This is a genomic window from Allobosea sp. 05L423, from assembly GCF_056397745.1.
On sequence record NZ_JBFTOA010000004.1, the window covers coordinates 198,925 to 224,429 of the forward strand.

Sequence of the window (25,505 nt, forward strand, 5' to 3'; positions counted from 1 at the left end):
GCGAACGCACCGCTAATTCCTTCGATGTGCATGGCTTCTGGAAGAGGCGCCCGGCGGGCTGCATCATTGTGCGGCGCCGAGGGGCTGCAATGGCGGCAGCTTCCATTTCCCCGTCATGGCGGCCCTGCTGGGGCCATACACGCGCGCAACGAGGCTGCATCGCCCGGCAGGAGCCGGCAGCCAGTTGCTCTCCTTGCCGGCCCCCGGCGAGGTATTGCTGACGTAGATATCCAGCGAACCGTCCTTGCCGTAGACCAAACCCTTGGTTCGATCGCCGATCGAGTATCGATTGATCGCATTGGCATACAGCAGCCGGTCCGGCAGCGTGTACATCGTCATCGACCAGAAGAAGCGTCCCGGCGGAAGGCTGGCTTTCGTGAAGTGCACGACGGATGGCTTCGTGCCGTCGCAGAGATAGCCGCCATACCACGCTTCCTCGATCGAGTTGCCGAAGAGCCCCTTCATCGCGGCAACGGCGCGGTTGAGGTAGTTGTTCTTGAGCTGCGCGCGCGAGCCGAAGAGGCCGTTCGTATCGAAAGTCTTCGCCGCGAGCGCGTCGATCGCGGTCTGGCCGTCCTTCACACCAGCATCGATGGCGGCGAGCGTCGCCGGAGCAACCTTCGCCGGGTCCCACGCCTTGCCCGGCTCGATGCCGATCGTTGCGAAGCGCTTGCGCAAGGCCACTTCGCTGGGATCGGGCGGCTCAGCCAGTTGCAGCATGAAGTTGAGATAGCCGATGAAGTCGTGCGTGCGCGCCTTGGCGGGGTCATAGGCCGGGAATGACAATGCGGGCGCCGGCGGAGGTGCGGGATGGCCCAGGAATGCGCTCAGGGGCTGGAGCTTGTACTGCGCCTGCAGCGCTTTCAGGTTCGCGACATCCTCGGGTCCCGACAGCGAGGTCCGCGTCAGCGTGCCGACGATGTCGGTCTCGGCCCGGAAAACCCGCTTGATGCCCGCGGGCTTGGTGCCTTTCCATTTCGGGCCGGCGATCATGTAGCTGCCGGCGCCGAACCCGGTCGACCTCACCCCGACATAAGCAAAGTTCTGCGTGAACAGGTCGATCCACTGCATCACGTAGTAGCGATCCTTGGCCACGGCCGGAACGGAGACCACGATCGGCTCGGCCCGCAGATCGAGCCACGCCCACGAATAGGGCGTGTCGTTGTTCGGCGTGACGATGTCCTTGTTGTCCGGAGTGAAAGGCTCCGAATAATGCCGGAACTTGTTGAAGCCCCCGACATATTCAGGCGCCTTGTCGTCGACCGCCTGCTTCCGCCAGGTCTGATAGCCTTCCAGGATCGGATAGGCGTAGATGTAGGCCTCCTTCGCGATGGCGCGCACCTGCTCCGCAGAGGGAGTCTGTGCTCCCGCACTCAGAGGAAGAGCAGCGACAACCGATATCAGGAAAATGCTGAGAGCGCGGAACATGCTGACCTCATCTCAGTGAAGATTAAATTTGCCGGAGCTTTGTCCATTCGGCGAACCTGCAGCCGGCGGCTCTGCTTGAAAGCAGTGAGCGTTTCGCATGAACGCCGCCGACGCACCGCGCTTACCGAACGATTTGCGCCTCCGGGAACTTCCACTTGCCGCTCAGGATTTCGGCGCGCGGCCGGTAAAGGCGAACCATGTAGTTCCAGCCTTTCATGATCGGCATGCAGTTGGGGATTTTGCCGTCGCAGCCGCCGAATTGAACCGTGATCGATCCGTCATCGCTCTTCTTTGCCGTGATGTTGTTCAGCGAATAGGCGTCGAGCGGGTTCTTTTCGTAATAGCCTTCCGGATTGTAGAGACTGATCGACCAGAAGCCATCCACCGGCACGTCCTTGACGTTCAGCTTGTAGACCGTCGTTCCATCATTCCGGGCTGGCGTGACGTTGAGGTAGATGGCCTCCTTGTCGGGATTGCCGCCCCAGGCCGAGGCGGCTCCGATCAGTCGACGAACCGGGTCGACTTGCGCTTTCGTGCCGAACATGCGGTTCGCATCGGGAAGCGTCGAGGCCAGGACGAGGAGCGCATCGCGTACCTTCTTCTGGCTCGCTGGATCCCAGGCGGGCACAACGAAGGTGCCCGGGCCATTCTGCTTGACCTTGATCGCGTCCTGCAGGGCATGCACCTGCTGGACATCCTTCGGATCTGCTGGATCAACCAGGGTGCGCACTGCGACGATCGCGTAACGCGTGCCGACCTTCTCGCGGGTCACGGTGCGGGCGCCAGAGCCGTAGCTGACCTGCGGGGTGTACTGGTCCTCGTTGATGACCTGCATCGACACGAAGCGCTTGCCGACATCCGGGATCGTGATCGTGACAGGGCCGGCATCGAGATCGAAGACCGCCGCAGAATACAGCGTGTCGCGGTTCAGGCGGATCACGGTTTGATTGTTGACCGCCGCAGGCTCGCGCCGATGCACGAACTTACCCAAACCGCCGTCCTTGACGACATTGCTGAAGTAGAGATCGGACTCGGCCCGAACGAAGTTGTCCGGAGTGACCTTGATGGCACCGCCGGAATTCCCGCCCGGCGATGCCGGTTGGGCCGAGGCCATGCCTGCCGTGGCGAGGGCGAGGATCGTGGCATGCAATACGAGCGTCGCCTTCATGGAATAGCCCTTTCACACAGACCGTCGGATCGACCCGGCACAGCGGGATCGCGGTTTTGGCGTTTTTGACTGCTGACGATGGATTCTGCTGGTGTCGTGGCTTGAGTTGATCAGACGCACTCGAGGGAGGCAATGCAGCGTGCGACAGGTCAGCCAGCGCTCTGACGCCGGACATGACACGGCCTTTTCTGCAAGGTGCGCTTTCCACCCGTCTCGGGCCTATCAACGTCCGCGAGGGGGCGTTTCAATGTGACTGGCAGAAAGGCCTCTGCCGGCAAACGCAATCAGACCAGATTGCACACGCGCTTTTCGGCATTCCTGCGGGCGAACAACACCGGTATCGCTTGAGCGTTGACCATGTCCCGGCACAGCCAGTTGGCGAACTGAGGGCGGAACTGCTCGGCGGGAAGAAAGCGCGCCGAATGGCGCTGCAACGGTCTGCGTGTTAGCGTGTACATAAAATTGTTACCGATCGTAACATCCGCCCCGTGGCCCTATCCGGAACATTCCGCCATGGCCGAACCGGCGTCCCGCAACGCCCATATTTTGGTCGTGGACGACGATCCGCGCATCCGCCAGATGTTGGCCCGCTACTTCGAAGAGGAAGGCTATCACGTCAGCGCGGTGGCGGATGGGCGGGGGATGCGCGATGCGTTGCAGCGCTTCGCGATCGACATCATTCTGCTGGATCTGATCTTGCCTGGCGGCGAGGATGGATTGGCGCTGGCGCGCGAGGTCCGCACAAGGTCGGATGTGCCGATCATCATGCTGACGGGGCGCGACGAGGTTGTGGATCGGATCGTCGGACTGGAAATCGGGGCCGACGATTACATCGCAAAGCCGTTTCATCTGCGGGAAGTCCTGGCAAGGTTACGCACTGTGCTGCGCCGCCACCATTCACGGCCCCTTCAATCGATCGATACCGAAGAAGGGGAGGTGATCCGATTCAATGGATGGATGCTCGACGCGCGGCAACGTCGACTGGTGACGCCGGAGGGAGCGGAAGTCGATCTCACGACGGGAGAGTTCAACATCCTGCTGGTGATGGCTAAGCATCCCGGGCGCGTCTTCTCACGAGATACATTGATGAATTTGACGCGAGGCCGCAATTACGAGGCGTTTGACCGAGCGATTGACGCGCAGATCTCACGCCTGCGTAAGAAGATCGAGGCTGACAAGAATGCGCTCCCGCTCATCAAAGCCGTGCGAGGAGTTGGCTACGTCTTCACAGGTCAGTCATTAGCTCCGCACGACCTGGGCCGTGGACTGATGCATCGCGAATGACCTTTGCAGGCCTTTCGGGGGCTAACGATCACGCCAGCTGTCGTAGCCAGTTCGCCAGGCTGCCAACGTCCGGTTCGATCGACGGCGATATGCGCAGATGCGCGGCGTCCCGGGGCGCGATGCCGAACTGTGCCTTGAAGGCCCGCGAGAAGGCGTCATCGCTCGAAAAGCCGAACTGGCGCGCAATCTTTCCGACGCCGCCCCTCCCGCGCGTCGCGGCATTGAGTGCGAGGCGCGCACGCGCAAGCCTGCGCTGGCGGATGTAGTCCGAAACGCCGCCAATCGGTGCGAACAGCCGGTACAATGCCGAGCGCGACATGCCAAATGCGCTGCAGAGCATTCTGGCATCCAGGCCGGGATCGCCGATATGGCGGTCGATAAAGCGGCAGATCATGGCGACGGTCGCCGTCAGCGTGGCCGGGGCTTCGCGGTCGCGCATCAGCGATGGCGACAGGCAGGCCGACAGCAACTGCGCGCTTGCCTTGGCGATATCGGGTGCTGCGGTCGGTTCGAGCGTGGGCGCCGCCTTCAGCAGGCTGCGGAGATGATCTCCCGCCAGGGAGCCGAGTGGGCTCGCCGAGGAGAGCACGGTGCCGTGCACGCGGTCTAGGCTGCTGGCATCGAGGGCGAGAAGGCTGCGCGGCAGCACCAGGCTGACAGCCCGCATGTCGCTGGCGTGCGACCGCACCGGGCGGGACAGGTCGAAAACCAGGACATCGCCCGGACCGGCGTGCGTTTCCTCCCCGTCCAGGTCGAGCGTCGTATGACCGGTCTCGTAGAGCTGGATCAGCAGATGATCGACACCGACCGCGCCGATCAGGCCTTCTGAGCGTTCGTAGTGTTGGGCGCTCGTGGCCACGCGCCCGACCAGCGCGGTGCTCAGATGATGCCGGTCGAGCTCGGCATGAAATCCGGTATCCCAGTCCGCTGCGAGCGGCCGGACATCGAAGATCGGCGCGATGGTCTCGCGCCAGTCGCCGAAAATCCGGCGCGCGTGGCTGCCTTCTTCCTTCATCGCCGAGCCCGCCCGTGCCCACGCCGCGCTGCCGGTCGCCGCGCATCAGAGAGGTCTCTAGACGCCGGAGATCTGCCCACCGTCAAGAGGCATTCAGACGCCCCCTGATACGCCGTTCCGGATGATTGGGACGCAACGTCGCCTGCGAGCCATCTCCTCGGTTTTCGTTTCATGATACGCGCCGAACGACTGGTCCACGCTTGGTGGACGACGCCCACGAGCCTTGCCTATGCCGATCTCCGCCGCGCGCCGTTCCGGCCTTCGTTCTGCCTTCCTCATCTCGACCGCAGCGCCTCTGCTTGCGGCTCTCGTGCCGCTCGTCGCCATGGCGTCGGACGGGACGCCTCTGCCGGATGCCTTTTACGGACGCCCGGCCCGCAGCCTCCCGCCGGCCCTCACGATGCAGGCGCCCGCGTACTTCGTGACGCCCGAATACAATGCCAGCTATGGACTCGCCCAGATCAACGCCGCCGACGCCTATTCGCTTGGGCTCAGCGGGAGGGGCGTGCTCGTGGCGGTGGTCGACAGCGGCATCGACCCGGCTCATTCCGAATTTGCCGGCAGGCTTTCGCCACTGTCCCGCAATTTCGGCTTCGACCGACCTGATCCAGCCGACCTCCTCGATCGGGATAGGACGTCGCACGGGACACATGTCGCCGGGACCATTGCCGCTGCGAGAGACGGCAACGGCATGCATGGCGTTGCCTACAATGCCGAGATTCTGGCCTTGCGCGCGATCGTCCCGGCCGGCGGTGACGTTGCCGCCGCCATCCGCTACGCGAGCGAGCAGGGCGCAAAGGTCCTGAACGGCAGCTACGGCCCGTCCTATCCCTCGCTGAGCCTGCCGGACGGCAGCCCAAACCCGGACTACAGCCTCGTCCCGATCCAGCCCTACCATGTCGACGGCACCTCCGCCGAAGTCTCGGCCATTCGACAGGCCGGCGCTGCGGACATGGTCATGGTCTTCGCCGCCGGCAACGAGCGTGAGGACCAGCCGGTGATCGCCCAGAATCCGACGGGGGCCGCATTCTACCCGGCAATCCGTCCGGAGAATGCCGGCAAGAACCTCTATGTCTTTCTCGACAACAACGGCGACGAGGTCGGCTCAAGCCACCTGAACTACTCTGATCTCCAGCCGTACACGCTCGCCGTCGTCGCGGTGGATCGCGATCGCAAGATCGCATCATTCAGCAACTACTGCGGCATCGCGGCCGCTTGGTGCCTCGCCGCTCCGGGAGTCGACATCCTCTCGACCGTGACTCCGGACAAGGGAATCTCTCCCACGCAACCGTATAATCTCTCGAGCGGGACCTCGATGGCCGCCCCGCATGTGGCGGGTGCGGCGGCCCTCGTCCGCGAAGCCTTCCCGTTCATGACAGCTCCGCAGGTGGTCCAGTCGATCCTGACCACAGCGACCGATCTCGGCTCTCCCGAAATCTACGGCTGGGGTTTGCTCAACGTCGGCAAGGCGGTGCGCGGCCCTGGCCAGTTTGTGCAGACTTTCGACGTCGACACGAAAGGCTATTCGGCGACGTTCGGCAATGACATTGCCGGTGCGGGCGGGCTGATCAAGCGGGGCGAAGGTCGCCTCGAGCTGACCGGCCGCAATACCTATGGTGGAGGCACCTCCGTCGTCGGGGGTACGCTCGCACTGAACGGCTCCGTTGCCTCCGCCGTGTCCGTCGGTCGGCAGGGCACCTTGCGCGGAACCGGATCGATCGAGGCCGGCCTGTTCAGCGCCGGCACGGTCATGCCCGGCAATTCCCCGGGAACGCTGTTCGTCAAGGGGCCGGTGAGCTTCGGCGGCACGAACCGCTTCGTCCTCGACATGGATGGAACCGGCACAGGCAACGGTGCGGGCAATTATTCCCGCCTCGTCGCCCAGACCACGTTGGGACATGTCACGGTAGACGGGCGGATCGTCCCGGTACTGCGTGGTATCACCGGCGATGCGAGCAATGTCTTTACGCCTGCGCTCGGAACCGCCTTCCGTGTGTTGGTGGCCGAGGGGGGCTTGAGCGGCAGTTTCAGCGGACTGGACCAGCCGGCCAGCGGCCTGCCTGGAAACGCCCGCTTTGACGCCCTGTATGGTACCTCGGGTCTTTCCCTGATCGTGACCCCCGGCTCCTACGCCGCCCTCGCTGGCCTGAGCGGCAATGCCTGGTCCGTCGCGAGGGCGCTCGACACCGTTCGGCCGGCCGCGGGTACCCGCCCGGATACGGCGCGGCAGGAGGTGTTCGATGCGCTCTACACCACGGCACCCAGCGCACTTTCAAATTCGCTGAGTTCGCTATCCGGCCAGAGCTATGCCGATGCCCGCATGGCGATGATGAACGCGCAGAGGACGGTGGGCACGGCACTCGATCAGCGCCTGACCGCTGGCGGAGCTGCTCGCTCCAACCCGGTGGCCGGTCTGGGAGCTGCCGGTTATTCCAGCCTTGGCGGCGCCGTGGCTGAGCCTGGCCGGGTGCAACCGGTCGCGGACGGTGCGCTCTGGGGGCAAGCGCTCTACGGTTTCGGGCGCACGGGCCGAGACGCGAATGGAGCGGGCTCGAGCTTCGGCCTCGCCGGTGCCCTTGTCGGCGCGGAAAGGACCGCATTCGAGACCGGATTGGTCGGCGCCGCCCTGGGGTACTCACGCTCGAACGGAGACTCGAAGACCGATGCTGCCGGCCGCGACGCGGTCGACAACTACAGTCTCGCAACCTATGGCCGTGCCGACTTCGGTGCCGTGACGCTGCGCGGTTCGATCGGAGCCAGCTACGGCAAAACGGACGTCCGCCGAACGATCCAGCTCAGCAATGTCCAGCGTCTCGCGCATGGGGAGGGCGAAGGCTACGGTGTCTTCGGCAACGTCATCGCCGGATATCGTCTTGCCTCGCTTGCCGGTCTCGATCTGTCGCCCGAAGCCGGCATCAGCCTGAACTACTTCCAGCAGGACGGCCTGACCGAGACCCAGGCTGGCGCTTTTGCCTTGACCCTGCGCGGCCAAAGCCAGACCTCTGCACGCTCCCTGCTCGGCGCCCGGCTATCGACGCCGCTGGCGAGCGACGCGAAGCTGCGCCTCGACATCAAGGCCTACTGGTCTCACGAGCTGGCCGACAATGTCGCCGTTCTGCAGACCAGCCTGCTCGGGGCGAGCTTCCTGACGCGAAGCCCCGAGGCCGCGCGGGACGGCGCAGTCATCGGTGCCAGCCTGTCGGGCTTCATCACGCCGCAGATCGAGGTGACCGGCTCCTACGATGGCGACCTCCGCATGGGTGCCACGACCCATCGCTTCGCCTTCCAGGCGATGACCCGTTGGTAGGCTGCCGGGAGATGTCAATGGGCCCAACCTTCAGAAGGCGCCTGCTGGGCGCCGGCCTGCCGGCACTTCTCATCGCCTTCATTCTCGGGGCGATGCTCTGGCACCAGCATCGCAGCCTCGAGAACGTCGCATCCCGTAGCCGGGAAGAGCAGATGCGGCTCGTGGGCTCCTTGCTGAGTTCCAGTTTCGATCAGGCCGCAAAATTCTCGCTCTCGCTCGCCGAGGCTTTTGCGCGCAACGCCGAGATCCGCGAAGCGCTGGCGGCTGAAGATCGCGGTCGACTGCAGTCTCTGTCTGAGGATGCCTACCAATACCTCAGCCGGCAGGCGAACGTGCAGATCTTCGGCTATCACGGCAAGGACCTGCGCTACCTGCTGCGCATGCACCGCCCCGACCAGCATGGCGACGACATATCCGCCTTCCGCGCCATGATCGTCGCCGCCAACCGGCTTCGGCGTGCCCAGACCGGGATCGAGATCGGCATCGCCGGCATCGGCATTCGCGGTGTCGCACTCGTCCAAAGTGGTTCTGAGTTCTTCGGGACCATGGAGGTCGGGCTGGACCTTCGCCCCTTGATCGAGCTGGTCAAAACGGCGACCAATAGCGAAATCGCCGTGATCTCCGCAGCGTCCCTCGTTGGCGTTGCGCTCGACCCCAAACTGCCTTCGGCCGGCGACCTCAGCATCATGGCGTCGACCGATGATCAGCTGTTCCTGAGCCTCCTGCGTGCCCGGGCGGCGCAGCCGCAGCGAGACGTGGAGTTCGGTCGAAGGCAGATCGGCGAACGCGGCTACACGTTCATGAGCCAGCCGCTGGTCGACTTTTCCGGCAAGCTGGTCGGAACCGTCCTGATGCTCAAGGAGGACGCCGGGTCGGACTGGCGCCGCCTGAGCACGGAGCTATGGGTCATCGCCCTTTGCGGCGGCATACTCGCTTTCGTTGGCTTCCTCGTGCTCTCGCGCCTGCGGCGGCTCGCTTCATGACTTGCCGCTTGTTCCTCCTTCTCTTGATCCTTCTTGGTATGCCTCAGGGCGCATCGGGAGAGGAAAGGGCGAGCAGTGGCAGAACCACGCTGCCGGAGGCAGCGGGATTGCCGGTGCGGGTCCACATCGCGTTACGCGTGCTCAACGTCCTTGAGATCAAGGAGGTCTCCGGGCAGGGACGGCTGCACCTCGAATTGACACAGCGCTGGCGCGACCCGCGCCTTGCTTTCGACGCCGTCGCGCATGGCCTCGCCCGCGAGGACAGGGTGGGCGAGGAGGCCGACAATTATCTGAAGGCCATCTGGTCACCCGGACTCTCGCTCGACAACCAGATCGGCGACAAGGACGCCCGCACGGTCGCTCTCTCGGTGTACGCCAATGGTGAGGTGGTGGTGATCGAGCGCTTCGAAAGCGATTTCCGCTTTCGAATGAACATGGACGCCTTTCCATTCGACCGGCAGCACCTGACGATCGGTCTCTCGCTGCCGCGCTATGCGCAGCAGGAGGCGATCGTTCTGACAACGGAGGCCGACCGGCCGTTCTCCGGTGTCGAAGACACGCTCTCGGTCGTCGACTGGCGGCCTGTCGGCTTGCGTTTCACCAACGATCTGGCGATCGGCTGGAACGCGCGCTCCTACTCGCGCCTCAACGCGACCGTGACGATCGCGCGCTACGCGGAGCGCTATCTTCTGCGTGTGTTCGTTCCCATTGCAGCCGTGCTGGCGGTCTCCTTGTTCGTGCTGTGGTCTCCGGGCTTGAAGGAGCAGGACAAGGGAGGCCTGATCTTCTCCTCGCTACTGGCCCTGGCCGCGATCAGCTTCACCTTCGAATCCTCCTTTCCGGGGTCGATCTCTCTCAATACCCCCGTCGCCGAGATGATATCGCTTGGTTACCTCTATCTCGTCGCGGTGCTGATGTTCGAAATCGCCCTGTCGGTCGCCATCGCTCACCCCGGTTTCCGTTGGCGCGGCCATGCCGCAGAACTGCGTTGGCATCTGCGTTGGGCTGTACCTGCGATGATGTTGATCATTTGCGTCGGGGCTGCGGTCCGCGCCTTGCCGGGATGACATGGTGGTTGTGTCATCGAGCATTTTGGCGGCGGCGCGCTGCCACACGGAGGTCAGTGACGCGCACAGAACACGTCCCGCCATGGTTCCAGGCGGCGATTACGGGAAGTTTCGGAGCCATGCGGTCTCGCCCCGCCACGGTGGGCCGAGCATCATGCGGTGATTTCATCGGAGAAAATGGTCCGGCCACGCTCGCCTGCGAAGTACTGCCGGAGCCACGGGTCCTCGTGCGCCAGCAGGTGCTGCAGCGTTCCCACGACGATGATCTTGCCTCGTGCAATTGCCGCGATCCCGTCACAGGTCGCGTGAAGGCTGCTCAGATCATGCGTGATCATCATCACAGTCAGACTCAGGCTTGCCTTGAGGGTCAGCAAGAGCTGATCGAAGGCATCGGCCGCGATCGGGTCGAGCCCCGAGGTCGGCTCGTCGAGAAATAGGATCTCGGGATCGAGAGCGAGAGCTCGCGCCAGGGCCGCCCGCTTGGTCATGCCGCCCGAGAGCTCTGCCGGGTATTTTTTCGCTGCATCAAGCGGCAATCCGACCAGCTCGATCTTCAGCATGGCCATCTCGGCCAGCAAACTTGGCGACAGATGCAGAAGCTCGCGCATCGGGAGCTGGATATTTTCGGCGATCGTCAACGAAGAGAACAGGGCGCCCTGCTGAAACATGACGCCGCAGCGCTGTTCGAGGGCTCGTCTCTCGCTTTCTCTCAGGTCATCGAGATTCTTGCCGAAGAGCTCGATGACGCCGCTCCGTTTGGGCACGAGGCCCAGTATGGTGCGCGCCAGAACCGACTTGCCGGAGCCAGACGCTCCGATAACGCCGAGAATCTCGCCGCGCATGATGTCGAGGTCGAGGTGGTCCAGGATCGTCTTGCCGTCCAACACGACCTGCAGTTCCCGGACACGCACCGCGAATTCGCTCTTTTGTCCGGGGTCTTCCGGATCAACAGAATCCATCGACCTCTCCTGGCGAGCTGTTCGAAGGAGGCGCGGGATGTCCTCGGCTGCTTTAGTGCGCGAACAAGAGCGGGATAGATGCGCTGGCGAGGAGTTCCTCGGTAACCCCGCCGAGTACCCATTCGCGGAAACGCGAATGGCCGTAGGCACCTGCGACGATCAGGTCTGCCGAAATCCTCTCAGCTTCTGCGAGAATGGCATCCGGGATGAACCCCCGCGAATTCAGCACGCTTGCGGCTGCTTCGACACCGTGGCGCGCGAGGTGAGCGGTGATATCGGCAAGGACTTCGGCGCCCCCCAGCCGTCCATGCGTTGCTTCCCTGACCGTAATAATCTGCACCTGCGTCGCCTGGGCGATCAAAGGCAATGCCTCTGCCACCGCACGGGCGCTCTGGCGCGTGTCGACCCATGCGATCAGAACGGTTCGGATCGCGGAGCGTGGTACGGCTTGCGGGGGGAGGAGGTAGAGCCCTCTCCCCCCGTCGAACAAGACGCTCTCGATCATGGGGCGCCAGCGCGCGTGGCCGTCGCCGCGCGGACAGGTCGCGACAAAGAGGTCGTTCCAGCGCGCTTCACTGGTGACGGACTGCTCGAGAAGGCCGGGGAAGGCGTCCAGGCGGCGCAATTCGTGAGCGGCCCCAAGGCGGCTCAGGCGCTGTTGCAGTTGCTTTTCGCTGGCGTCTCCTTCCGCGGTGACGTCATCGACCAATTGCCCGATCGCGGAGGTGCCGAATTCACCCACGAAAAGGGCAGGATCGGGCAGAAGATTCGTAAAGATCCCGGTGATCCGCGCCCCGTGGTGCACTGCCAGCGCCTCGGCATGAGCCAAACGCACTTCGTCTTCCGGCGAACCGTCGAGATGGACCGCGATGTCACGATAGGCGGTCCCGGGATTGGGCTGCACCGTTGCGGTGGTGCCCGAAGACAGGATGATATCGTTCATGCCGACCTCCGCATCGATAGTGCTACCCTTGTCCAAGTATTGAGCGGCGGAAGCAGGTTGTCCGCATTGATTTTCGTCAAATGCGCGCGGGTTTCATGCGGTTTGCGCTGAATCAAATCCAACGGCGCGGATTCCCGGCAGGTTGAGGCCACGCGATCTCAACGACGATTTCGGAGAGCGAACATGTCGCCAATGCTTCAGTCCGACGCACCGTCCGCTCCGAGGGCAACGCGGACGAGCCGACCCAAGATGATGTGCGCGGCCGTATTCCAGGAGGCAGGTCGCATCGAGCTTGAAGACAAGCCGGTTCCGGATGTCGGTCCGCTCGACGCGCTGCTGCGCATCACCACGACGACGATCTGCGGCACCGACATCCACATTCTCAAGGGCGAGTATCCTGTCGCGCGCGGCCTGACCATCGGCCATGAACCGGTCGGCTTGATCGAGAAGCTGGGCTCGGAGGTGAGGGGCTTCCGGGAGGGCCAGCGCGTGATCGCGGGCGCGATCACGCCTTCGGGACACAGCGCCGCCTGCCTCTGCGGCTGCGCCTCGCAGGACGGCCCCGGCGAGCGCCACGGCTTCAAGGCGATGGGTGGCTGGCGCTTCGGCAACACCATCGACGGCGCGCAGGCCGAGTACTTGCTCGTGCCCGATGCCATGGTCAATCTCGCCCATGTGCCGTCGGGGCTGACCGACGAGCAGGTGCTGATGTGCCCCGACATCATGTCGACCGGCTTTTCCGGCGCCGAAAGCGGCCGGGTCAGGATCGGCGATTGCGTCGCCGTCTTTGCGCAGGGGCCGATCGGGCTGTGCGCGACGGCCGGCGCCCGCCTGATGGGGGCGACGCGCATCATCGCGGTGGAGAGCATTCCGGAGCGGCAGGCGATGGCGCGCAGGCTTGGCGCCGACGAGATCGTCGACTTCTCGAAGGGCGATCCCGTCGACGAGATCATGCGCCTGACCGACGGGCGGGGCGTCGACGTCGCGATCGAGGCGCTCGGGCGGCAGGAGACCTTTTCTGCAGCGCTGCGCGTGCTGCGGCCGGGCGGCACACTGTCCTCGCTGGGCGTCTATTCGAGCGACCTGACGATCCCGCTCGGCGCCTTCGCCGCAGGGCTCGGCGACCACCGCATCGTCACGACGCTCTGCCCTGGCGGCAAGGAACGGATGCGCCGCCTGATCGATGTCGTCGCGTCCGGCCGGGTCGATCTGGGCGGGTTGGTCACGCACCGCTTCCCGCTGGAGCGCATCAAGGACGCTTACGAGCTGTTCGCGCAGCAGCGGGACGGCGTGCTCAAGGTTGCGATTACCCCCTGAGGGCCGGATCGGTTTCGTTTCCCGGTCGCATCTGCTGAACTCTGCCTTCACGGCGCTCGAGAACCCGATGATGCCCATGGGGGTCGCACACGGAATGACCACGGCCCCCGCGAAAGCGGCAGCGACAGGCGAGGGAGAGTTCTGGCGAGAAGACCGGAACGCGCTGCTGCGACGACTTCGGTCGACTCCGGTTGGCTTGAGCGACGGCGAGGCGGCGGAGCGCCTGCGCAGCGGTGGCCCCAATCTCGCGGTGACCAGCCTACGGCGCGGGCTGCTATTCAAGATCGCGAAGCGGCTCGTCGAACCTCTGATCGCGATCCTGCTGATCGCTGCGCTGATCTCGGGCGCGACCGGCGACTGGCAGAGCCTGCTCATCATTGTTTTGATTGTTCTGGTGTCGATCGCCCTCGATGTCGTGCAGGAGACACAGGCTGAGAACGCCGTCGACGCGCTGCGGCGCACCGTGGCGGTGCACGTCACGGTACTTCGGAGTGGAAAAGCTGTCGAGATTCCGGTGCGGGAGGTCGTCCCGGGCGACGTTGTCGCCCTTCATGCCGGCGATCTCATCCCGGCCGACGGACTGATCCTCGAAAGCCATGATGCGATGGCTGACGAAGCGGTGCTCACCGGCGAGCCTTTCCCTGTCGAGAAACTGGCGACGCCGTCCGACCGGGGCAACGACGGAACCAATACAGCACTGTTTGGTGGAACCAGCCTTGTCTCGGGTGATGTCCGCATGCTCGTCGCCGCGACGGGCGCCGAAACGCGGTTGGGCGCGATTGCTCGCTCGATGCAGGCGAGCGAGCCGCCCACCGCCTTCGAGCGGGGCGTCCACGGTCTCGGCATGCTGATCCTGCGCCTCACCGGTTTCCTGGTGCTGTTCGTCCTGCTGACGCAGCTCGTGCAGCACGGCTTGTCGATGGAGAGCTTCCTGTTCGCCGTCGCGCTGGCCGTGGGACTGACGCCCGAGCTGCTGCCTGTGGTGATGACGGTGACACTGGCGCGTGGCGCCATGCGGATGGCACAGCGCAAGGTCGTGGTGAAGCGTCTTTCCGCGATCCACGATCTCGGCGCGATGGACGTGTTGTGTACCGACAAGACTGGGACGCTGACGGAAGCGAGGATAGCCCATGTCGGGAGCTTCGGCTGCGACGGCACCGAAAGCGCCGACGTGACCGAGCTCGCCCGCGTCAACAGCCGCTTCTGCAGCGGACTGCGCAACAACCTCGACACTGCCCTGCTTGCCACCTCGGGAGAAGATGACGGTTCCTGGCGGTCGCTGGCCGATCTGCCGTTCGATTTCGAGCGGCGTCGTTCCTCGGTCCTCGTGGAGAGAGGCGGCGAGCGGGAGATGATCGTCAAAGGCGCTCCCGAAGCCTTGCTCGCCTTGTGCGACCGGTTCGAGCGAGCGGATGGCAAGGCCGTCAAGCTCGACGATGCGGCACGGGGCGGGATTCTCGCCCTCATCGATGCCAGGGGTGCACAGGGGCTGCGCCTGCTCGGTGTCGCCCGCCGATCCATGGCGCCGGGAACCGACACGCTGGTCCGCGAGGATGAGGCCGGGCTCGTCTTTGCCGGGTGTGCTGCCTTTGTCGATCCACCCAAGGCCTCGGCAGGTGTGGCGGTCCGCCAGCTCGCGGCGGCCGGCGTGTGCGTCAAGGTGATCTCGGGAGATGCGGCTCCCGTCGTCCGGCATCTCGCCGAAACTCTGGCGCTCCCGTCGCGTGGCCTGATGACTGGGGAGGAGATCGCGGCATTGGGTGACGCCGCGCTTGCTGCCCGCGTGCGAGATATCGACCTGTTCGTCCGGATCGCGCCGGAGCAGAAGGCGCGCATCGTGCTGGCGCTACGCAGGGCAGGGCACACGGTCGGCTTCATCGGCGACGGTATCAACGATGCGCCGGCGATCCACGCCGCCGATGTCGGCCTCTCGGTCGAGGGCGGTACCGAGGTCGCGCGCGAGGCGGCGGCGATCGTCCTGCTCGCTCCCGATCTCGGCGTGCTCGCGCAGGGCATCGCCGAAGGCCGGCGCACTTATGCGAACATCATGAAATATGTCCGCATGGGCACGAGCTCGAATTTCGGCAACATGCTCTCGATGGCGCTCGCTTCGATGGTGCTGCCGTTCCTGCCGCTCAACCCGCTGCAGATCCTGGTCAACAACATGCTCTATGATCTCTCGGAGACCGGCATCCCGTTCGACGAGGCCGATCCTGGCGATCTCGCGCGGCCGCAGCATTGGGACATGGGTGCGGTCCTGCGTTTCACGCTGGTGATGGGGCCGCTTTCGTCGCTCTTCGACGCCGCGACCTTCGTATTGCTTCTCGGCGTCTTCGGTACGGGCGTGGATGCGTTCCGCACCGCCTGGTTCGTCGAGTCGATTCTCACGCAGATCCTGGTGATCTTCGTCATCAGAACCTCGGCACGCTTCTGGCGCAGCCGGCCGCACCGCTTTCTCGTCCTGACCTCTCTCGGCGCGCTCGCCGCCGCGCTGGCCCTCGCCCTGACACCGCTCGGCCGCCCCTTCGGCTTCGTGCCGCTGCCGGCCCCGATCCTGGCGTCGATCCTGGCGATCGCGCTCGTCTATCTCGCGCTGGCGGAGGCGTTGAAACCCCTTGCCATGAAGGCTTCGCGGGGCGCTCGCGGCCCCGCTTCGCGGCATCCTGCCGGTCATCGCAGCCGGCTAGGCCCGTTCTGAGCGGGGGGCTCCGGATCGGGCTCCATCGTCGGGGGGAGGGGGGCCGGCAAGCGCCTGGACGACAAGATCGTACTTCACCATGGTCATCGCGAAACCGCGGCCCCAGTCGACGATGTCATTCCAGGGATCGACGATCTTGCCGACCGCGGACAGGAAGGTGACGACGGTGGCGATCTCGGTCCGGCCGTGCACGACCAGCACGCTTCCGATGCCCAGGACGAGGAGGCTGCCGACGGACGTCGTCAGATTCATCAGGAAGTTGAGCGAGAACTTCACCTTGAACACGCCCATGTCGACGGTGAAGACCTCGTCCAGGCGCTGCGCGCCCCTCTCCCAGGTGCCGGGAGACAGCATCTCGTCGCCGAAGCGCCGCAGCAGCCGGGTCCGCTGCGCGATGCGCCGGTTGATCGCGCGCTGCATCATTGGAATGAAGACGAATTGCGGCGCCAGGATCAACAGGCTGGCCGCCATCATCTCCAGATCGAGCGCAGCGAGATAGATGAAGACGCTGATCAGGAAGCCGGCCTCGACGATTGGAAGGCTGAGGCTGGCACCGACAAAGCCGCCGATGTCGTCCGCCTCCGCCAGGATCATGGCGAGGCCGGTTCCGTTGGCCAAGGAGGGATTCTGCTCATCCGCTTGCGCGAGTCGCCGGGTCACCACGAGGCGCAGGTCCTGCGTCGCGCATTCGCCGAGCCAGGCGCGATAGATGTTCATCGCCAGCTTCGCCAACCCGTAGACGATCAGGATGGTGCATTGCGCCAACACGAGCGACAGGATGACGGCGATCGGGCCCCGGTGTACCGCCGTGTCGATGATGCGTCGCTGCGTCTCGATCGGAGCTGCGTTGAGCAGGGAGACCGCGACGGACAGCGCACAGACCGCCGCCTGATGCCATCCGCCGGATATCAGGACGAAACGCAGCAAGGACGGTGGCGGCTCCGGCGCACTGGCTCCTTCCCGCGGGTACTTGGAAGGCCGGGCGAAAGCCGCGGCGATGATGGCGCGCAGCCTCACGGCACCAGGACCGCGGCGCCCTGCAATCGGCCGGCACGCAGATCGGACAGGGCCTCGTTCGCCATTTCGAGAGGATAGGCGGTGGTTTTGGTGACGATCCCGGCCTGCCGGGCGATTCCCAGGAACTCGGTTGCATCCGCCCGGGTGAGGTTGGCGACCGAGACGAGCTCTCGCTCCTGCCAGAGCAGGTCGTAGCCGAAGCTCGGAATGTCGCTCATGTGGATGCCGCCGCAGACGACGCGCCCGCCCTTGGCTACCGCGCTCAAGGCCAATGGAACGAGCGCCCCGACGGGAGCGAAGATGATCGCCGCGTCGAGAGGCTCGGGCGGCTTGTCTTCCGAACTGCCGGCCCAGCACGCTCCAAGCGCGCGCGCATGGGCCTGCGCCGCTTCGTCGCCCGGGCGCGTGAAGGCGTAGACTTCGCGGCCCTGCCAATGGCAAATCTGCGCGAGGATGTGAGCGGCAGCCCCGAATCCGTAGAGGCCGACCCGCCGGGCCGCGCCGGCGCTACGCAGGCTCCTCCATCCAATAAGCCCCGCGCACATCAGCGGCGCGGCCGCGACCGGATCGTCAAAGCCGTCCAGCGGAAAGACATAGGCCGCGTCGGCGATGACATGAGTGGCGAAGCCGCCATCGCGCGTGTAGCCGGTGAATTCCGGCTCGTCGCACAGGTTTTCCCGAAGGCTGCGGCAATAGCGACAATGTCCGCATGTGTGCCCCAGCCAGCCGAGGCCGACCCGCCGGCCGAGCAGCTCGCGCGCGATGCCGTTGCCGATCAGATCGACCCGGCCGACGACCTCGTGCCCCGGCACGCGCGGGCATTTCAAGCCGGGCAATTCACCGTCGACGACATGCAGGTCGGTGCGGCAGACTGCGCATACCTCGATCCGGATGCGCAGCTCCCCGGGCGCGGGCACTGGATCGGGGCGTCGCTCCTCGACAAGCGGTTGACCCGGAACCTTCAGAACCATCGCTCTCATCGGCTTCTCCGGCCAGCGCGCAACGGAACGGTACCGGCGCTATACCGAGCCGGCCTTGATCAAGCTCAAGGAGTATATGGCTCTCAGGGTGCATGTTTGCGAACCGCTTCTGCCGGTTTGACGGCAGTCCGGGGCGACCTTTGCTACCGACTGCCGCTTCGGCATCATGACATCGAACGGCAAAGGCTGCCGGATGAGCCGTCCGAGCTGACCGGCGAGGCGCAGCTCGGACGGGCTCGAGGGCGCCTCTCAGGCCGCGGCCTTCTGGGCGCTCGTCCAGTTCGACGCGTACTGCGTGCTGATCCCGGTCCAGGCGTCCATGTTCTGGCGGGCGAGCGTGGACAGTCTCTCTGCCTCGTCGGCGTAAGCGCCTCCGACGCCTTTGGCGAAATCCTGCTGGGCGTCGACCGCCTGGGCGATCTCCTTGCAGCGACCGAGCTTGGCGCAGAATTCCGCCTGGGCCTGCATTCGGCGCCCCATGAAGGCCAGGACTTCGGAGACCATGGCGAACTGGGCTTCCCAGATCTTCTGCGGCAGCACGGTTGCCGAGCCGAGCTGGGTTTTGACGATCTGCATTCCTTCATTGATCATCGCTGTGGCCCCGATCTGGTCGGCAGCGAGGGAGTCGGAGACAGGCTTCATCGTAGGCATGTGAACCTCCTGATTGTCTCGGCCGCCTGAGCTGCGGCAGTGCGGAGTTTCCTCGGGCCGCGTCGCCCGGTCCTTGACACATCGCAAATTCGGGCGCGGGCCGAGGTTTTTTGATGGCTTCATTCAGTGCCGGCATCTTGATGTACCGCCTTGCGGAAGAAGGAGCCGAGGTCCTTCTCGTCCATCCGGGCGGTCCCTTCTGGCAGCGCAAGGATCTAGGCGCCTGGTCTATCCCCAAGGGCGAGCCGCAGCCGGGCGAGACGGCGCAGGAAACGGCGCGACGGGAGTTCGCAGAAGAATTGGGGACGGTGCCGACCGGCCCCCTGGTTGCGCTCGGATGCATTCAGCAACGGGCGGGGAAGGTCGTTGAAGCTTTTGCGCTGAGGGGCGATCTGGCGGCGGAGCAGGCTCGTTGCAGTAGTGAGGTCGAGATGGAATGGCCGCGCGGCAGCGGTCATATCCGCCGCTTTCCCGAGATCGACCGGGCGGCGTGGTTTTCGCTTCCCGAGGCCCGGCTGCGCATCCTGGAGGCGCAACGCGAACTTCTTGACCGTCTTGAGAGAAAGCTGGTCGACGAACGCGCGTGAGCGGCCTTGCTTTGAGGCCGCCCGATGGCTGCGCCGCCGGTGGCCTCTTCTCGCTAGCTGGTCGCTTTCTCGCTTCTTTTGACGCCCTGACAAGCGTCGTCGCCGCGCGGGGGAACGATCTGCTCGACATGTCCGCTTGGCCAGAACTTCATGACGCTGCCGTCATCGCGCAAGATGTAGGCAGGGATCAACGCGGAGTGGGTTCTTCGAATGCTTCGCTCTTCATGCTTCGTGAGTTGTGTCGCAAGCATGGCCGCTCCTCGACATCATCCAGCCAATCACCCGGATGCTTGCGATGATCTCGTGATCGCGGACGGGCGCTCTGGCATGCGGGGCCGTCTTCAGCTCGAGAGGCCGGCGCGGCGAGCAATCTGGTTCATGAGAATTTCAACTGCGCCGGCCGGCGAGGGCTTCCGGTCGAGTTAGGCCGCTTTGACCGGGATGACGTCTTCCTTTGGCTGAGCCTTGGCCCGCCGCGGCACGGTGATGCTCAGAACGCCATTCGCATACCGAGCCTCGATCTTGTCCGCGACGATATCGTCCGGCAGCCGGAACGAGCGAAGGAACGAGCCGTAGTGCCGCTCGGAGACATAAGCATCTTCGTCCTTGCGCTCCTTTTCGCTCTTCTTTTCTCCACTGACCGTCAGGAGCCCGTCCGAGAGTTTGACCTGCACGTCAGCCGGCGCCATGCCCGGGAGCTCCGCCGTGATCTCGTAGAGCGTGTCCGTCTTGGAAACGTCGACGGCAGGGACGCTCCCCCAGCGTTCGAAGCGGGGCAGAGACAAATCGAGGGATAGCGGAGCCGCAAAGGGCCGCCGGCCCGGACGGAAGCCGAAATTGTCGAACAATCGATCCATCTCGCTCCAGAAGCGATCGAATCCGACCAATTCGGATTGAGGGAGGCCAGGCTTGCGCGTTTCGCTTTTGATCGGGAGTTTGGTTGGTGCTTCTGCCATGATCGCCTCCTGTGAGACTTGGCGGGCGGCGTCACTCCGCGGATTGCGCGCTCGCGCCGCTCGATCGAAGCCCGGCGCGTGGCACCCTGCCAGCCGGGGACGATGAGTGATCCAAACACGCATCGATGTCCGCCACTTTGAGAGAAATCAAAAAAACGCCGGCTCGGAAGCTCAGGGATACGGGCTGGCGGGTTGCGAGATGACGGCGATCCGGCTCCGTCTATTTCCTCGACGTGGGCACCATCTGACCACCTGGGCCGGAACCCGACTATTGGCTCGCGTTCGGAGGTCTGCCTGGCCGGGAGCAGACGACGGGCCCCGCGTCGGCCGTGGGAGGCCACGGCGATAAGGCTGCGGAGGCGGAGTGCCGCGCGCAGCGGCCATCCTGCAGCGGCGATCGGTTTGATATGGCGCAAATGCCGGCGCTTAAATCTGGAGTATCAATTATCGAACGCTCCATCGTCCGCGGAGGTCGCCCATGAAAACGGCAATCAAACACGGGCGGGAATCCTGCAGGTCAGACCCGCCTAGCTTCACGATCGAGACAGTTGAAGACTACGCGCTCGTCAAACACCGCATCAAGGCGCTCTCGGTGCAGGATGGGAGCAGTTTCCGCGAGTTGGAAGCGCTCAAGGAGGCGGTCCGCGACTGGGAAATGCAGCATCCCAACAAGAGACAGGATTGATGATAGACTGCGAACAAGGCGCGCCTTGACCGGAAGCGGCGGTAGATTCTGTCCTTCCCGACCCTACTGGCAATCGCGAGCCGCTCCACGGAGGTGGCCGCGTGGGCTGGCACCGGCTTTCTTTGCATCGCACGCCAGCTGTCAAACGGCCTGCGAAGCCGCATGCGGAACCACGCAAACTGGAGAGCCGCAGCCCCACCGGTAGCTGCACGGCCACTTTCTCCTGCAGGCAGGGAGCGCAGCTCTGAAGCTTTCACGTCCTTCGCGCCTGGCCGCCAAGGGGGTATTCTGGATTCACTCCCGGCGCTGCCGGATCTGCGAGGCCATGTCGCTCGTTATGGCTATGCGGAGCCTCGCTGCCGGAGTTGGGGGCCGGCTCTCAGGAGTGAACCGATGTCCGGACATGCTCTTTTGACTGCGCAGACCGTCGAGGACTGCATCATCGACCAGGGCTGGGAGCGCTACACCGCCGAGGACCGCGCCATCTGGGGCGTGCTGTTCGAGCGTCAGCTGCGGACCCTGAGGGGCCATGTGTGCCAGGAATATCTCGACGGCCTCGCCGCGCTGGGCATCGGCCCCGAAGGCGTGCCGAATTTCGCGCGCATGAACGAACGGTTGCGGCGGCTGACCGGCTGGGAGGTGGTGGCGGTGCCGGGGCTGATCCCGTCGCGCCCCTTCTTCCAGATGCTTGCCAACCGCCAGTTTCCGGCCGGCACCTTCATCCGCAGCCGCGAGCAGCTCGACTATCTGGAGGAGCCCGACATCTTCCACGATGTCTTCGGCCACGTGCCGCTGCTGACCAATCCCGCCTATGCCGACTACATGAACGAATATGGCCGTATCGGACTGGTCGCCGTCGAGACCAAGGGGGTGAAGTTCCTCGCCCGCCTCAACTGGTACACCATCGAATTCGGGCTGATCCGCAAGCCCGAGGGCATCCGCATCTACGGCGCCGGCATCGTCTCGTCCTTCGGCGAGGCGAAATACGTGGTGGACGACCCCTCCGCCCACCACCTGGCTTTCGATCTCGAGCGCGTGCTGCGCACCGGCTATTACATCGACGATTTCCAGGCGACCTATTTCGTCATCGACCGCTTCGAGGACCTGTTCGACCTGCTCAGGGGCACCGATTTCACCAACCGCTTCGAGGAGTTGCGCGCCTTGCCGGCCCACACGCCCTTCGACATCCTGCCGCAGGACGTGGTCATCCGGAAAGGCACCGGCCATTTCTGGCGCGATTTCCCGGCAGCGAAGACGAAGCTGAAGTGAGGTCTAGTCCGACGCCGGCCAGCTCTTCGAGCGTGGCAGTGCCGGCCTCGAAGGGCTTTTTTGGGGGCGAAACAAGAACCGTTCTCACAGGCATACCAAGGCCGAACGAAGCGCGGAACGAGCGCCAACAGCTCGGGGCGGCCCGAGCCAGTCCGCGTTCGAGGCGCGGCTTGCTCGGGAAAGGCAGCCTGAAGCCTATCGGTGATGACCGACCATGCGCAGGAAGGCTGCGAGCCTCGGACAAGCGGCGGCATGCGTCAGCTCTGCTGGCCTGCCGCGCTCGATCACCCTGCCGGCTTCCATGAACCAGATTTCGTCGGCGACCTCGCGAGCGAAGCCGATCTCATGCGTGACGCAGATCATGGTCATGCCGGCCGCCGCGAGCCGCTTCATCGCGGCCAGCACCTCGCCTACCATCTCCGGATCGAGCGCCGAAGTCGGCTCGTCGAACAGCATCACCGCCGGGTCCATCGCCAGCGAGCGGGCGATGGCGACGCGCTGCTTCTGTCCGCCCGAGAGCATGCCGGGCATCTCGTTCGCCTTTTCGGTCAGGCCGACGCAGGCGAGTTCCTCCATGGCGCGCTCATGCGCTGCCGCCTTCGACATGCCGCGCAGCTTGGTCAGGCCGAGCGTGATGTTGCCGATCGCGGTGAGATGCGGGAACAAGTTGTAGGCCTGGAAGACGAAGCCGACTCGCCGGCGCAGCGCGTTGATGTCGAGGCTGCGGGCCGCGACGTCGGCGCCGTCGATCAGCACGCGCCCGCCCTGGATCGTCTCGAGCCGCGTGACGGTGCGGATCAAAGTCGATTTGCCCGAGCCGGAGGGGCCGACCAGGACCTTCACCTCGCCGCGGCGGACCTCGCCGGAGACGTCGGCCAGCACCTGCAGCGCCCCGAACCATTTGTCGACGTTTTCGAAGCGGATCATGCTTGCCTCACGCCGCGATCACGATGCCGGGCGTGCCGCCACGGCCGGCCGAGATGCGCCGCCCGATGAGGCGCGCCAGCGATGTCAGCGCGAAGCAGAGGGCGAAATAGGTCAGCGCCAGGATGCCATAGACCTCGAAGGGCTGCGTCAGCAGGACATTGTTGACCTGGGCGGCCGCGAAGGTGAGTTCGTGGGCGCTGATGACGTAGCCGAGCGAGGTCTCCTTGATGGTCGAGACGAACTGGCTGACCATGCTCGGCAGCATGTTGTGCAGCGCCTGCGGCAGCACGACCTGGATCGTCGTCGGCCAGTAGCGCAGGCCGAGCGAGGTCGCCGCCTCGACCTGGCCCTTCGGCAGGCTCTCGATGCCCGCCCGGATGATCTCGGAAAGATAGGCCGCCTCGTAGACGACGAGCGCGATCACCAGCGTTTCGACCCCGCCGACCGCCCGGCCGATGATCAGCGGCGATACGAAATAGGCCCAGAAGATGAACATGACCAGCGGCAGGCCGCGCACCGTATGCACGATCACGGTCGCCGGCAGTCGCAGCCAGCGACAGGGGCTCAAGCGGGCGAGTGCCAGCGCGATGGCGAAGGGAAAGCACAGCGCCAGCGAGATCGAGGCCATGAACAGCGTCATGGTGAGGCCGCCGATCGGCCCGTGCGGATACTGCCCGACCAGGAAGAGCAGCCAGTTGTTCTGCAGGATCTCGAGCATCAGCGCATCTCGAGCTTGAGGCGGTGGCCGCACCAGCTGCCCAGCGCCATGATGCCGAAGGAGATGGCGAGATAGATCGCGGTTGCGACCGCGAAGGCCTCGAAGGTCTTGAAGGTGTAGCTGTCGACCTCGCGGGTCCGATAGGTCAGCTCGCCGACGCCGATCGCCATGGCGAGGCTGGTGTTCTTGAACAGGAGCAGCGTCTGGTTGATCAGCGGCGGCACGGCGATGCGCAGCGCCTGCGGCAGAACGACATAGCCCATTGCGCCGAGATAGCCGAAGCCGATCGAACGGGCGGCCTCGTACTGCACCTTCGGGATCGAGCGGATGCCGCTGCGGATATCCTCGGCGACATAAGCCGCCGCGGCGAGGCCGAGCGCGACCGCCGCCAACAGGAATTCGCCGTGATGGGCGTTGATCCATTGCCGGGCCGGGCGTGGCAGCAGCGAAGGCACGCCGAAATACCAGACGAAAAGCTGGACCAGCAGCGGCACGTTGCGGTGGTACTCGACATAGAGCGCCACGAACCAGCCGAGCGGCGGGAACGGGATCATCCTGATGAGGGTCAGGACGATCCCCATCGTCATGGCGAGGCACCAGGCCACCGCCGTCAGAGCCAGGGTGGTGGCAAGCCCGGTCAGGAACCAGTCGAGATATTTCCCGCTCAGCACGCTGCCGAGATCGAAGACATAGGTCATCGACTGGTTCCCGAGGCGCCGCTGCAGATCAGCCCTTGATCTCTTCGATCTTGTAGTCGCGCTGGATGTTGAAGGCGGTGTCCGGCCCGAACCACTTCGAGAAGGTCTTGTCGATCTCGCCCGAGCCGGTGGCCTTCGCGAGGGTCTCGTTGACCAGAGCCTTGAAGGCCGCCTCGCCCTTGCGCAGGCCGAGCCCCCACGGCTCGACGAAGAGCGACTTCTCGACCACGATCATCGGCACCTTGGACTGCTTGGCGAGCTTCACCAGGATCAGTTCGGAGGCGCAGAAGGCGTCGACCTTGTCCTGCGTCAGGGCCAGGAAGGCGGCGGAGGTGTCTTGGAAGGTCACGGTCTCAGCGGTCGGGATCAGCCGGCGCACGCCCTGCTCGGAGGTGGAGCCCTTGAGCGCGGTGATCTTCTTGCCGCCGAACCCTTCGATCGTCGTAATGCCCGACTCCTTCGTGGTCAGCAGCTTCTGCTGGCTGACGAAATAGGAATAGGAGAAGTCGATCTGCTGGGCGCGCTCAGGCGTATAGCCGAGATTGGCGGCAAGGATGTCGACCCGCCCCTGCAGCAGTTCCGGGATGCGGGCCTCGACCGCGATCGTCTTCAGCTCGAGCGGGACGCCGACCGCCTCCGCAACCTTCTTGCAGATGTCGACATCATAGCCGACGATCTCGCGTGTCTGCGGATGCTGGAAGGAGAACGGCTCGGAGGTGCCGAGCGTGCCGCAGATCAGCTTGCCACGCGCCTTGATGTCGGCGAGCTGGTCGGCCTGGGCGGTGGCCGCGAGGCCGGCGGTGAGGACGGCCGCGAGGCCGAGAACCGAAAAGACCTTCATCCTTATC

23 protein-coding genes are annotated in these 25,505 nt (G+C 64.8%); 9 read left to right on the top strand and 14 right to left on the bottom strand.

From position 1 onward, the window contains the following. Positions 1-63 precede the first annotated feature (63 nt). Positions 64-1,341, bottom strand: coding sequence for a DUF1254 domain-containing protein (locus tag AC1DNE_RS13470; protein WP_441470181.1), 1,278 nt, complete (start codon positions 1,339-1,341; stop codon positions 64-66). Positions 1,342-1,549: 208 nt separating this feature from the next. Next, positions 1,550-2,596, bottom strand: a complete 1,047-nt coding sequence (locus AC1DNE_RS13475; protein ID WP_441470180.1) for a DUF1254 domain-containing protein — start codon at positions 2,594-2,596, stop codon at positions 1,550-1,552. A gap of 513 nt (positions 2,597-3,109) precedes the next feature. On the opposite strand from AC1DNE_RS13475, the gene AC1DNE_RS13480 reads away from it, so the two are divergent. Further along, positions 3,110-3,880, top strand: coding sequence for a response regulator (locus AC1DNE_RS13480; protein WP_441470179.1), 771 nt, complete (start codon positions 3,110-3,112; stop codon positions 3,878-3,880). Between the two features lie 28 nt (positions 3,881-3,908). On the opposite strand, the gene AC1DNE_RS13485 is transcribed toward AC1DNE_RS13480, so the two are convergent. Continuing rightward, positions 3,909-4,895, bottom strand: a complete 987-nt coding sequence (locus tag AC1DNE_RS13485) for an AraC-like ligand-binding domain-containing protein (RefSeq protein WP_476766652.1) — start codon at positions 4,893-4,895, stop codon at positions 3,909-3,911. 229 nt (positions 4,896-5,124) lie between these two features. Between AC1DNE_RS13485 and AC1DNE_RS13490 the strand changes: the two genes are divergently transcribed. From AC1DNE_RS13490 to AC1DNE_RS13500, 3 genes are read left to right on the top strand one after another with little or no spacing between them, the layout of a single operon-like run. Further along, positions 5,125-8,202, top strand: coding sequence for a S8 family serine peptidase (locus AC1DNE_RS13490; protein WP_476766653.1), 3,078 nt, complete (start codon positions 5,125-5,127; stop codon positions 8,200-8,202). Positions 8,203-8,219: 17 nt separating this feature from the next. Further along, positions 8,220-9,185 (top strand): cache domain-containing protein, encoded by a 966-nt coding sequence (locus tag AC1DNE_RS13495; RefSeq protein WP_441470176.1) that lies wholly within the window; start codon positions 8,220-8,222, stop codon positions 9,183-9,185. Positions 9,186-9,223: 38 nt separating this feature from the next. Beyond that, positions 9,224-10,252, top strand: a complete 1,029-nt coding sequence (locus tag AC1DNE_RS13500; protein ID WP_476766654.1) for a neurotransmitter-gated ion-channel ligand-binding protein — start codon at positions 9,224-9,226, stop codon at positions 10,250-10,252. 152 nt (positions 10,253-10,404) lie between these two features. Here AC1DNE_RS13500 and AC1DNE_RS13505 read toward each other — a convergent pair whose 3' ends face one another. Further along, on the bottom strand, positions 10,405-11,211 hold the full coding sequence (locus AC1DNE_RS13505; RefSeq protein WP_476841107.1) for an ABC transporter ATP-binding protein: 807 nt from the start codon (positions 11,209-11,211) through the stop codon (positions 10,405-10,407). 52 nt (positions 11,212-11,263) lie between these two features. Continuing rightward, on the bottom strand, positions 11,264-12,154 hold the full coding sequence (locus AC1DNE_RS13510) for a universal stress protein (RefSeq protein ID WP_441470173.1): 891 nt from the start codon (positions 12,152-12,154) through the stop codon (positions 11,264-11,266). 192 nt (positions 12,155-12,346) lie between these two features. Here AC1DNE_RS13510 and AC1DNE_RS13515 point away from each other — a divergent pair, with 192 nt between their 5' ends. Continuing rightward, entirely contained in the window at positions 12,347-13,471 is a 1,125-nt protein-coding gene (locus AC1DNE_RS13515) for an NAD(P)-dependent alcohol dehydrogenase (protein WP_441470411.1), read from the top strand. A 94-nt stretch (positions 13,472-13,565) separates the two neighbouring features. After that, positions 13,566-16,169, top strand: a complete 2,604-nt coding sequence (gene mgtA / locus AC1DNE_RS13520; RefSeq protein ID WP_441470172.1) for a magnesium-translocating P-type ATPase — start codon at positions 13,566-13,568, stop codon at positions 16,167-16,169. On the opposite strand, the gene AC1DNE_RS13525 is transcribed toward mgtA, so the two are convergent. The 3 genes from AC1DNE_RS13525 to AC1DNE_RS13535 all read right to left on the bottom strand — a co-directional run bounded on the left by AC1DNE_RS13525 (position 16,155) and on the right by AC1DNE_RS13535 (position 18,817). Beyond that, a complete protein-coding gene (locus tag AC1DNE_RS13525; protein ID WP_476766655.1) occupies positions 16,155-17,096 on the bottom strand; it encodes an ABC transporter ATP-binding protein in 942 nt (313 codons plus the stop codon). The two genes, mgtA and AC1DNE_RS13525, sit on opposite strands and share 15 nt — an antisense overlap. Positions 17,097-17,182: 86 nt before the next feature. Further along, complete coding sequence (locus AC1DNE_RS13530) at positions 17,183-18,166, bottom strand: zinc-dependent alcohol dehydrogenase family protein (RefSeq protein ID WP_441470170.1); 984 nt, start codon at positions 18,164-18,166, stop codon at positions 17,183-17,185. 249 nt (positions 18,167-18,415) lie between these two features. Further along, positions 18,416-18,817: a phasin family protein gene (locus tag AC1DNE_RS13535; protein ID WP_441470169.1), complete on the bottom strand. Its 402-nt coding sequence runs from the start codon at positions 18,815-18,817 to the stop codon at positions 18,416-18,418. 113 nt (positions 18,818-18,930) lie between these two features. Here AC1DNE_RS13535 and AC1DNE_RS13540 point away from each other — a divergent pair, with 113 nt between their 5' ends. Then, positions 18,931-19,404: an NUDIX hydrolase gene (locus AC1DNE_RS13540; RefSeq protein WP_441470168.1), complete on the top strand. Its 474-nt coding sequence runs from the start codon at positions 18,931-18,933 to the stop codon at positions 19,402-19,404. Between the two features lie 53 nt (positions 19,405-19,457). Here AC1DNE_RS13540 and AC1DNE_RS13545 read toward each other — a convergent pair whose 3' ends face one another. Further along, on the bottom strand, positions 19,458-19,655 hold the full coding sequence (locus tag AC1DNE_RS13545; RefSeq protein WP_441470167.1) for a hypothetical protein: 198 nt from the start codon (positions 19,653-19,655) through the stop codon (positions 19,458-19,460). Between the two features lie 171 nt (positions 19,656-19,826). After that, positions 19,827-20,360, bottom strand: a complete 534-nt coding sequence (locus tag AC1DNE_RS13550; RefSeq protein ID WP_476766656.1) for an Hsp20/alpha crystallin family protein — start codon at positions 20,358-20,360, stop codon at positions 19,827-19,829. Positions 20,361-20,838: 478 nt separating this feature from the next. Between AC1DNE_RS13550 and AC1DNE_RS13555 the strand changes: the two genes are divergently transcribed. Further along, positions 20,839-21,045, top strand: coding sequence for a hypothetical protein (locus AC1DNE_RS13555; RefSeq protein WP_441470165.1), 207 nt, complete (start codon positions 20,839-20,841; stop codon positions 21,043-21,045). 393 nt (positions 21,046-21,438) lie between these two features. Further along, positions 21,439-22,314, top strand: coding sequence for a phenylalanine 4-monooxygenase (gene phhA / locus AC1DNE_RS13560; RefSeq protein ID WP_441470164.1), 876 nt, complete (start codon positions 21,439-21,441; stop codon positions 22,312-22,314). A gap of 195 nt (positions 22,315-22,509) precedes the next feature. Here phhA and AC1DNE_RS13565 read toward each other — a convergent pair whose 3' ends face one another. The 4 genes from AC1DNE_RS13565 to AC1DNE_RS13580 are packed head-to-tail and all read right to left on the bottom strand — an operon-like array spanning position 22,510 to position 25,498. Continuing rightward, complete coding sequence (locus AC1DNE_RS13565; protein WP_441470163.1) at positions 22,510-23,241, bottom strand: amino acid ABC transporter ATP-binding protein; 732 nt, start codon at positions 23,239-23,241, stop codon at positions 22,510-22,512. A gap of 7 nt (positions 23,242-23,248) precedes the next feature. Continuing rightward, a complete protein-coding gene (locus AC1DNE_RS13570; protein ID WP_441470162.1) occupies positions 23,249-23,959 on the bottom strand; it encodes an amino acid ABC transporter permease in 711 nt (236 codons plus the stop codon). Beyond that, positions 23,959-24,657, bottom strand: a complete 699-nt coding sequence (locus AC1DNE_RS13575; RefSeq protein WP_441470161.1) for an amino acid ABC transporter permease — start codon at positions 24,655-24,657, stop codon at positions 23,959-23,961. Before AC1DNE_RS13575 ends, AC1DNE_RS13570 begins: the two co-directional genes overlap by 1 nt. A 28-nt stretch (positions 24,658-24,685) precedes the next feature. Next, complete coding sequence (locus AC1DNE_RS13580) at positions 24,686-25,498, bottom strand: ABC transporter substrate-binding protein (protein ID WP_441470160.1); 813 nt, start codon at positions 25,496-25,498, stop codon at positions 24,686-24,688. Positions 25,499-25,505 lie beyond the last annotated feature (7 nt).

Coding starts and splice junctions, on each gene's coding strand:
- AC1DNE_RS13545 (WP_441470167.1), bottom strand. CDS start 19,655: ATGCTTGCGACACAACTCACGAAGCATGAAGAGCGAAGCATTCGAAGA.
- AC1DNE_RS13555 (WP_441470165.1), top strand. CDS start 20,839: ATGAAAACGGCAATCAAACACGGGCGGGAATCCTGCAGGTCAGACCCG.
- AC1DNE_RS13570 (WP_441470162.1), bottom strand. CDS start 23,959: ATGCTCGAGATCCTGCAGAACAACTGGCTGCTCTTCCTGGTCGGGCAG.
- AC1DNE_RS13565 (WP_441470163.1), bottom strand. CDS start 23,241: ATGATCCGCTTCGAAAACGTCGACAAATGGTTCGGGGCGCTGCAGGTG.
- AC1DNE_RS13535 (WP_441470169.1), bottom strand. CDS start 18,817: ATGCCTACGATGAAGCCTGTCTCCGACTCCCTCGCTGCCGACCAGATC.
- AC1DNE_RS13510 (WP_441470173.1), bottom strand. CDS start 12,154: ATGAACGATATCATCCTGTCTTCGGGCACCACCGCAACGGTGCAGCCC.
- AC1DNE_RS13495 (WP_441470176.1), top strand. CDS start 8,220: ATGGGCCCAACCTTCAGAAGGCGCCTGCTGGGCGCCGGCCTGCCGGCA.
- AC1DNE_RS13500 (WP_476766654.1), top strand. CDS start 9,224: ATGCCTCAGGGCGCATCGGGAGAGGAAAGGGCGAGCAGTGGCAGAACC.
- AC1DNE_RS13575 (WP_441470161.1), bottom strand. CDS start 24,657: ATGACCTATGTCTTCGATCTCGGCAGCGTGCTGAGCGGGAAATATCTC.
- AC1DNE_RS13515 (WP_441470411.1), top strand. CDS start 12,347: ATGCTTCAGTCCGACGCACCGTCCGCTCCGAGGGCAACGCGGACGAGC.
- AC1DNE_RS13490 (WP_476766653.1), top strand. CDS start 5,125: ATGCCGATCTCCGCCGCGCGCCGTTCCGGCCTTCGTTCTGCCTTCCTC.
- phhA (WP_441470164.1), top strand. CDS start 21,439: ATGTCCGGACATGCTCTTTTGACTGCGCAGACCGTCGAGGACTGCATC.
- AC1DNE_RS13475 (WP_441470180.1), bottom strand. CDS start 2,596: ATGAAGGCGACGCTCGTATTGCATGCCACGATCCTCGCCCTCGCCACG.
- AC1DNE_RS13580 (WP_441470160.1), bottom strand. CDS start 25,498: ATGAAGGTCTTTTCGGTTCTCGGCCTCGCGGCCGTCCTCACCGCCGGC.
- AC1DNE_RS13485 (WP_476766652.1), bottom strand. CDS start 4,895: ATGAAGGAAGAAGGCAGCCACGCGCGCCGGATTTTCGGCGACTGGCGC.
- AC1DNE_RS13480 (WP_441470179.1), top strand. CDS start 3,110: ATGGCCGAACCGGCGTCCCGCAACGCCCATATTTTGGTCGTGGACGAC.
- mgtA (WP_441470172.1), top strand. CDS start 13,566: ATGACCACGGCCCCCGCGAAAGCGGCAGCGACAGGCGAGGGAGAGTTC.
- AC1DNE_RS13540 (WP_441470168.1), top strand. CDS start 18,931: ATGGCTTCATTCAGTGCCGGCATCTTGATGTACCGCCTTGCGGAAGAA.
- AC1DNE_RS13505 (WP_476841107.1), bottom strand. CDS start 11,211: ATGGATTCTGTTGATCCGGAAGACCCCGGACAAAAGAGCGAATTCGCG.
- AC1DNE_RS13550 (WP_476766656.1), bottom strand. CDS start 20,360: ATGGCAGAAGCACCAACCAAACTCCCGATCAAAAGCGAAACGCGCAAG.
- AC1DNE_RS13530 (WP_441470170.1), bottom strand. CDS start 18,166: ATGAGAGCGATGGTTCTGAAGGTTCCGGGTCAACCGCTTGTCGAGGAG.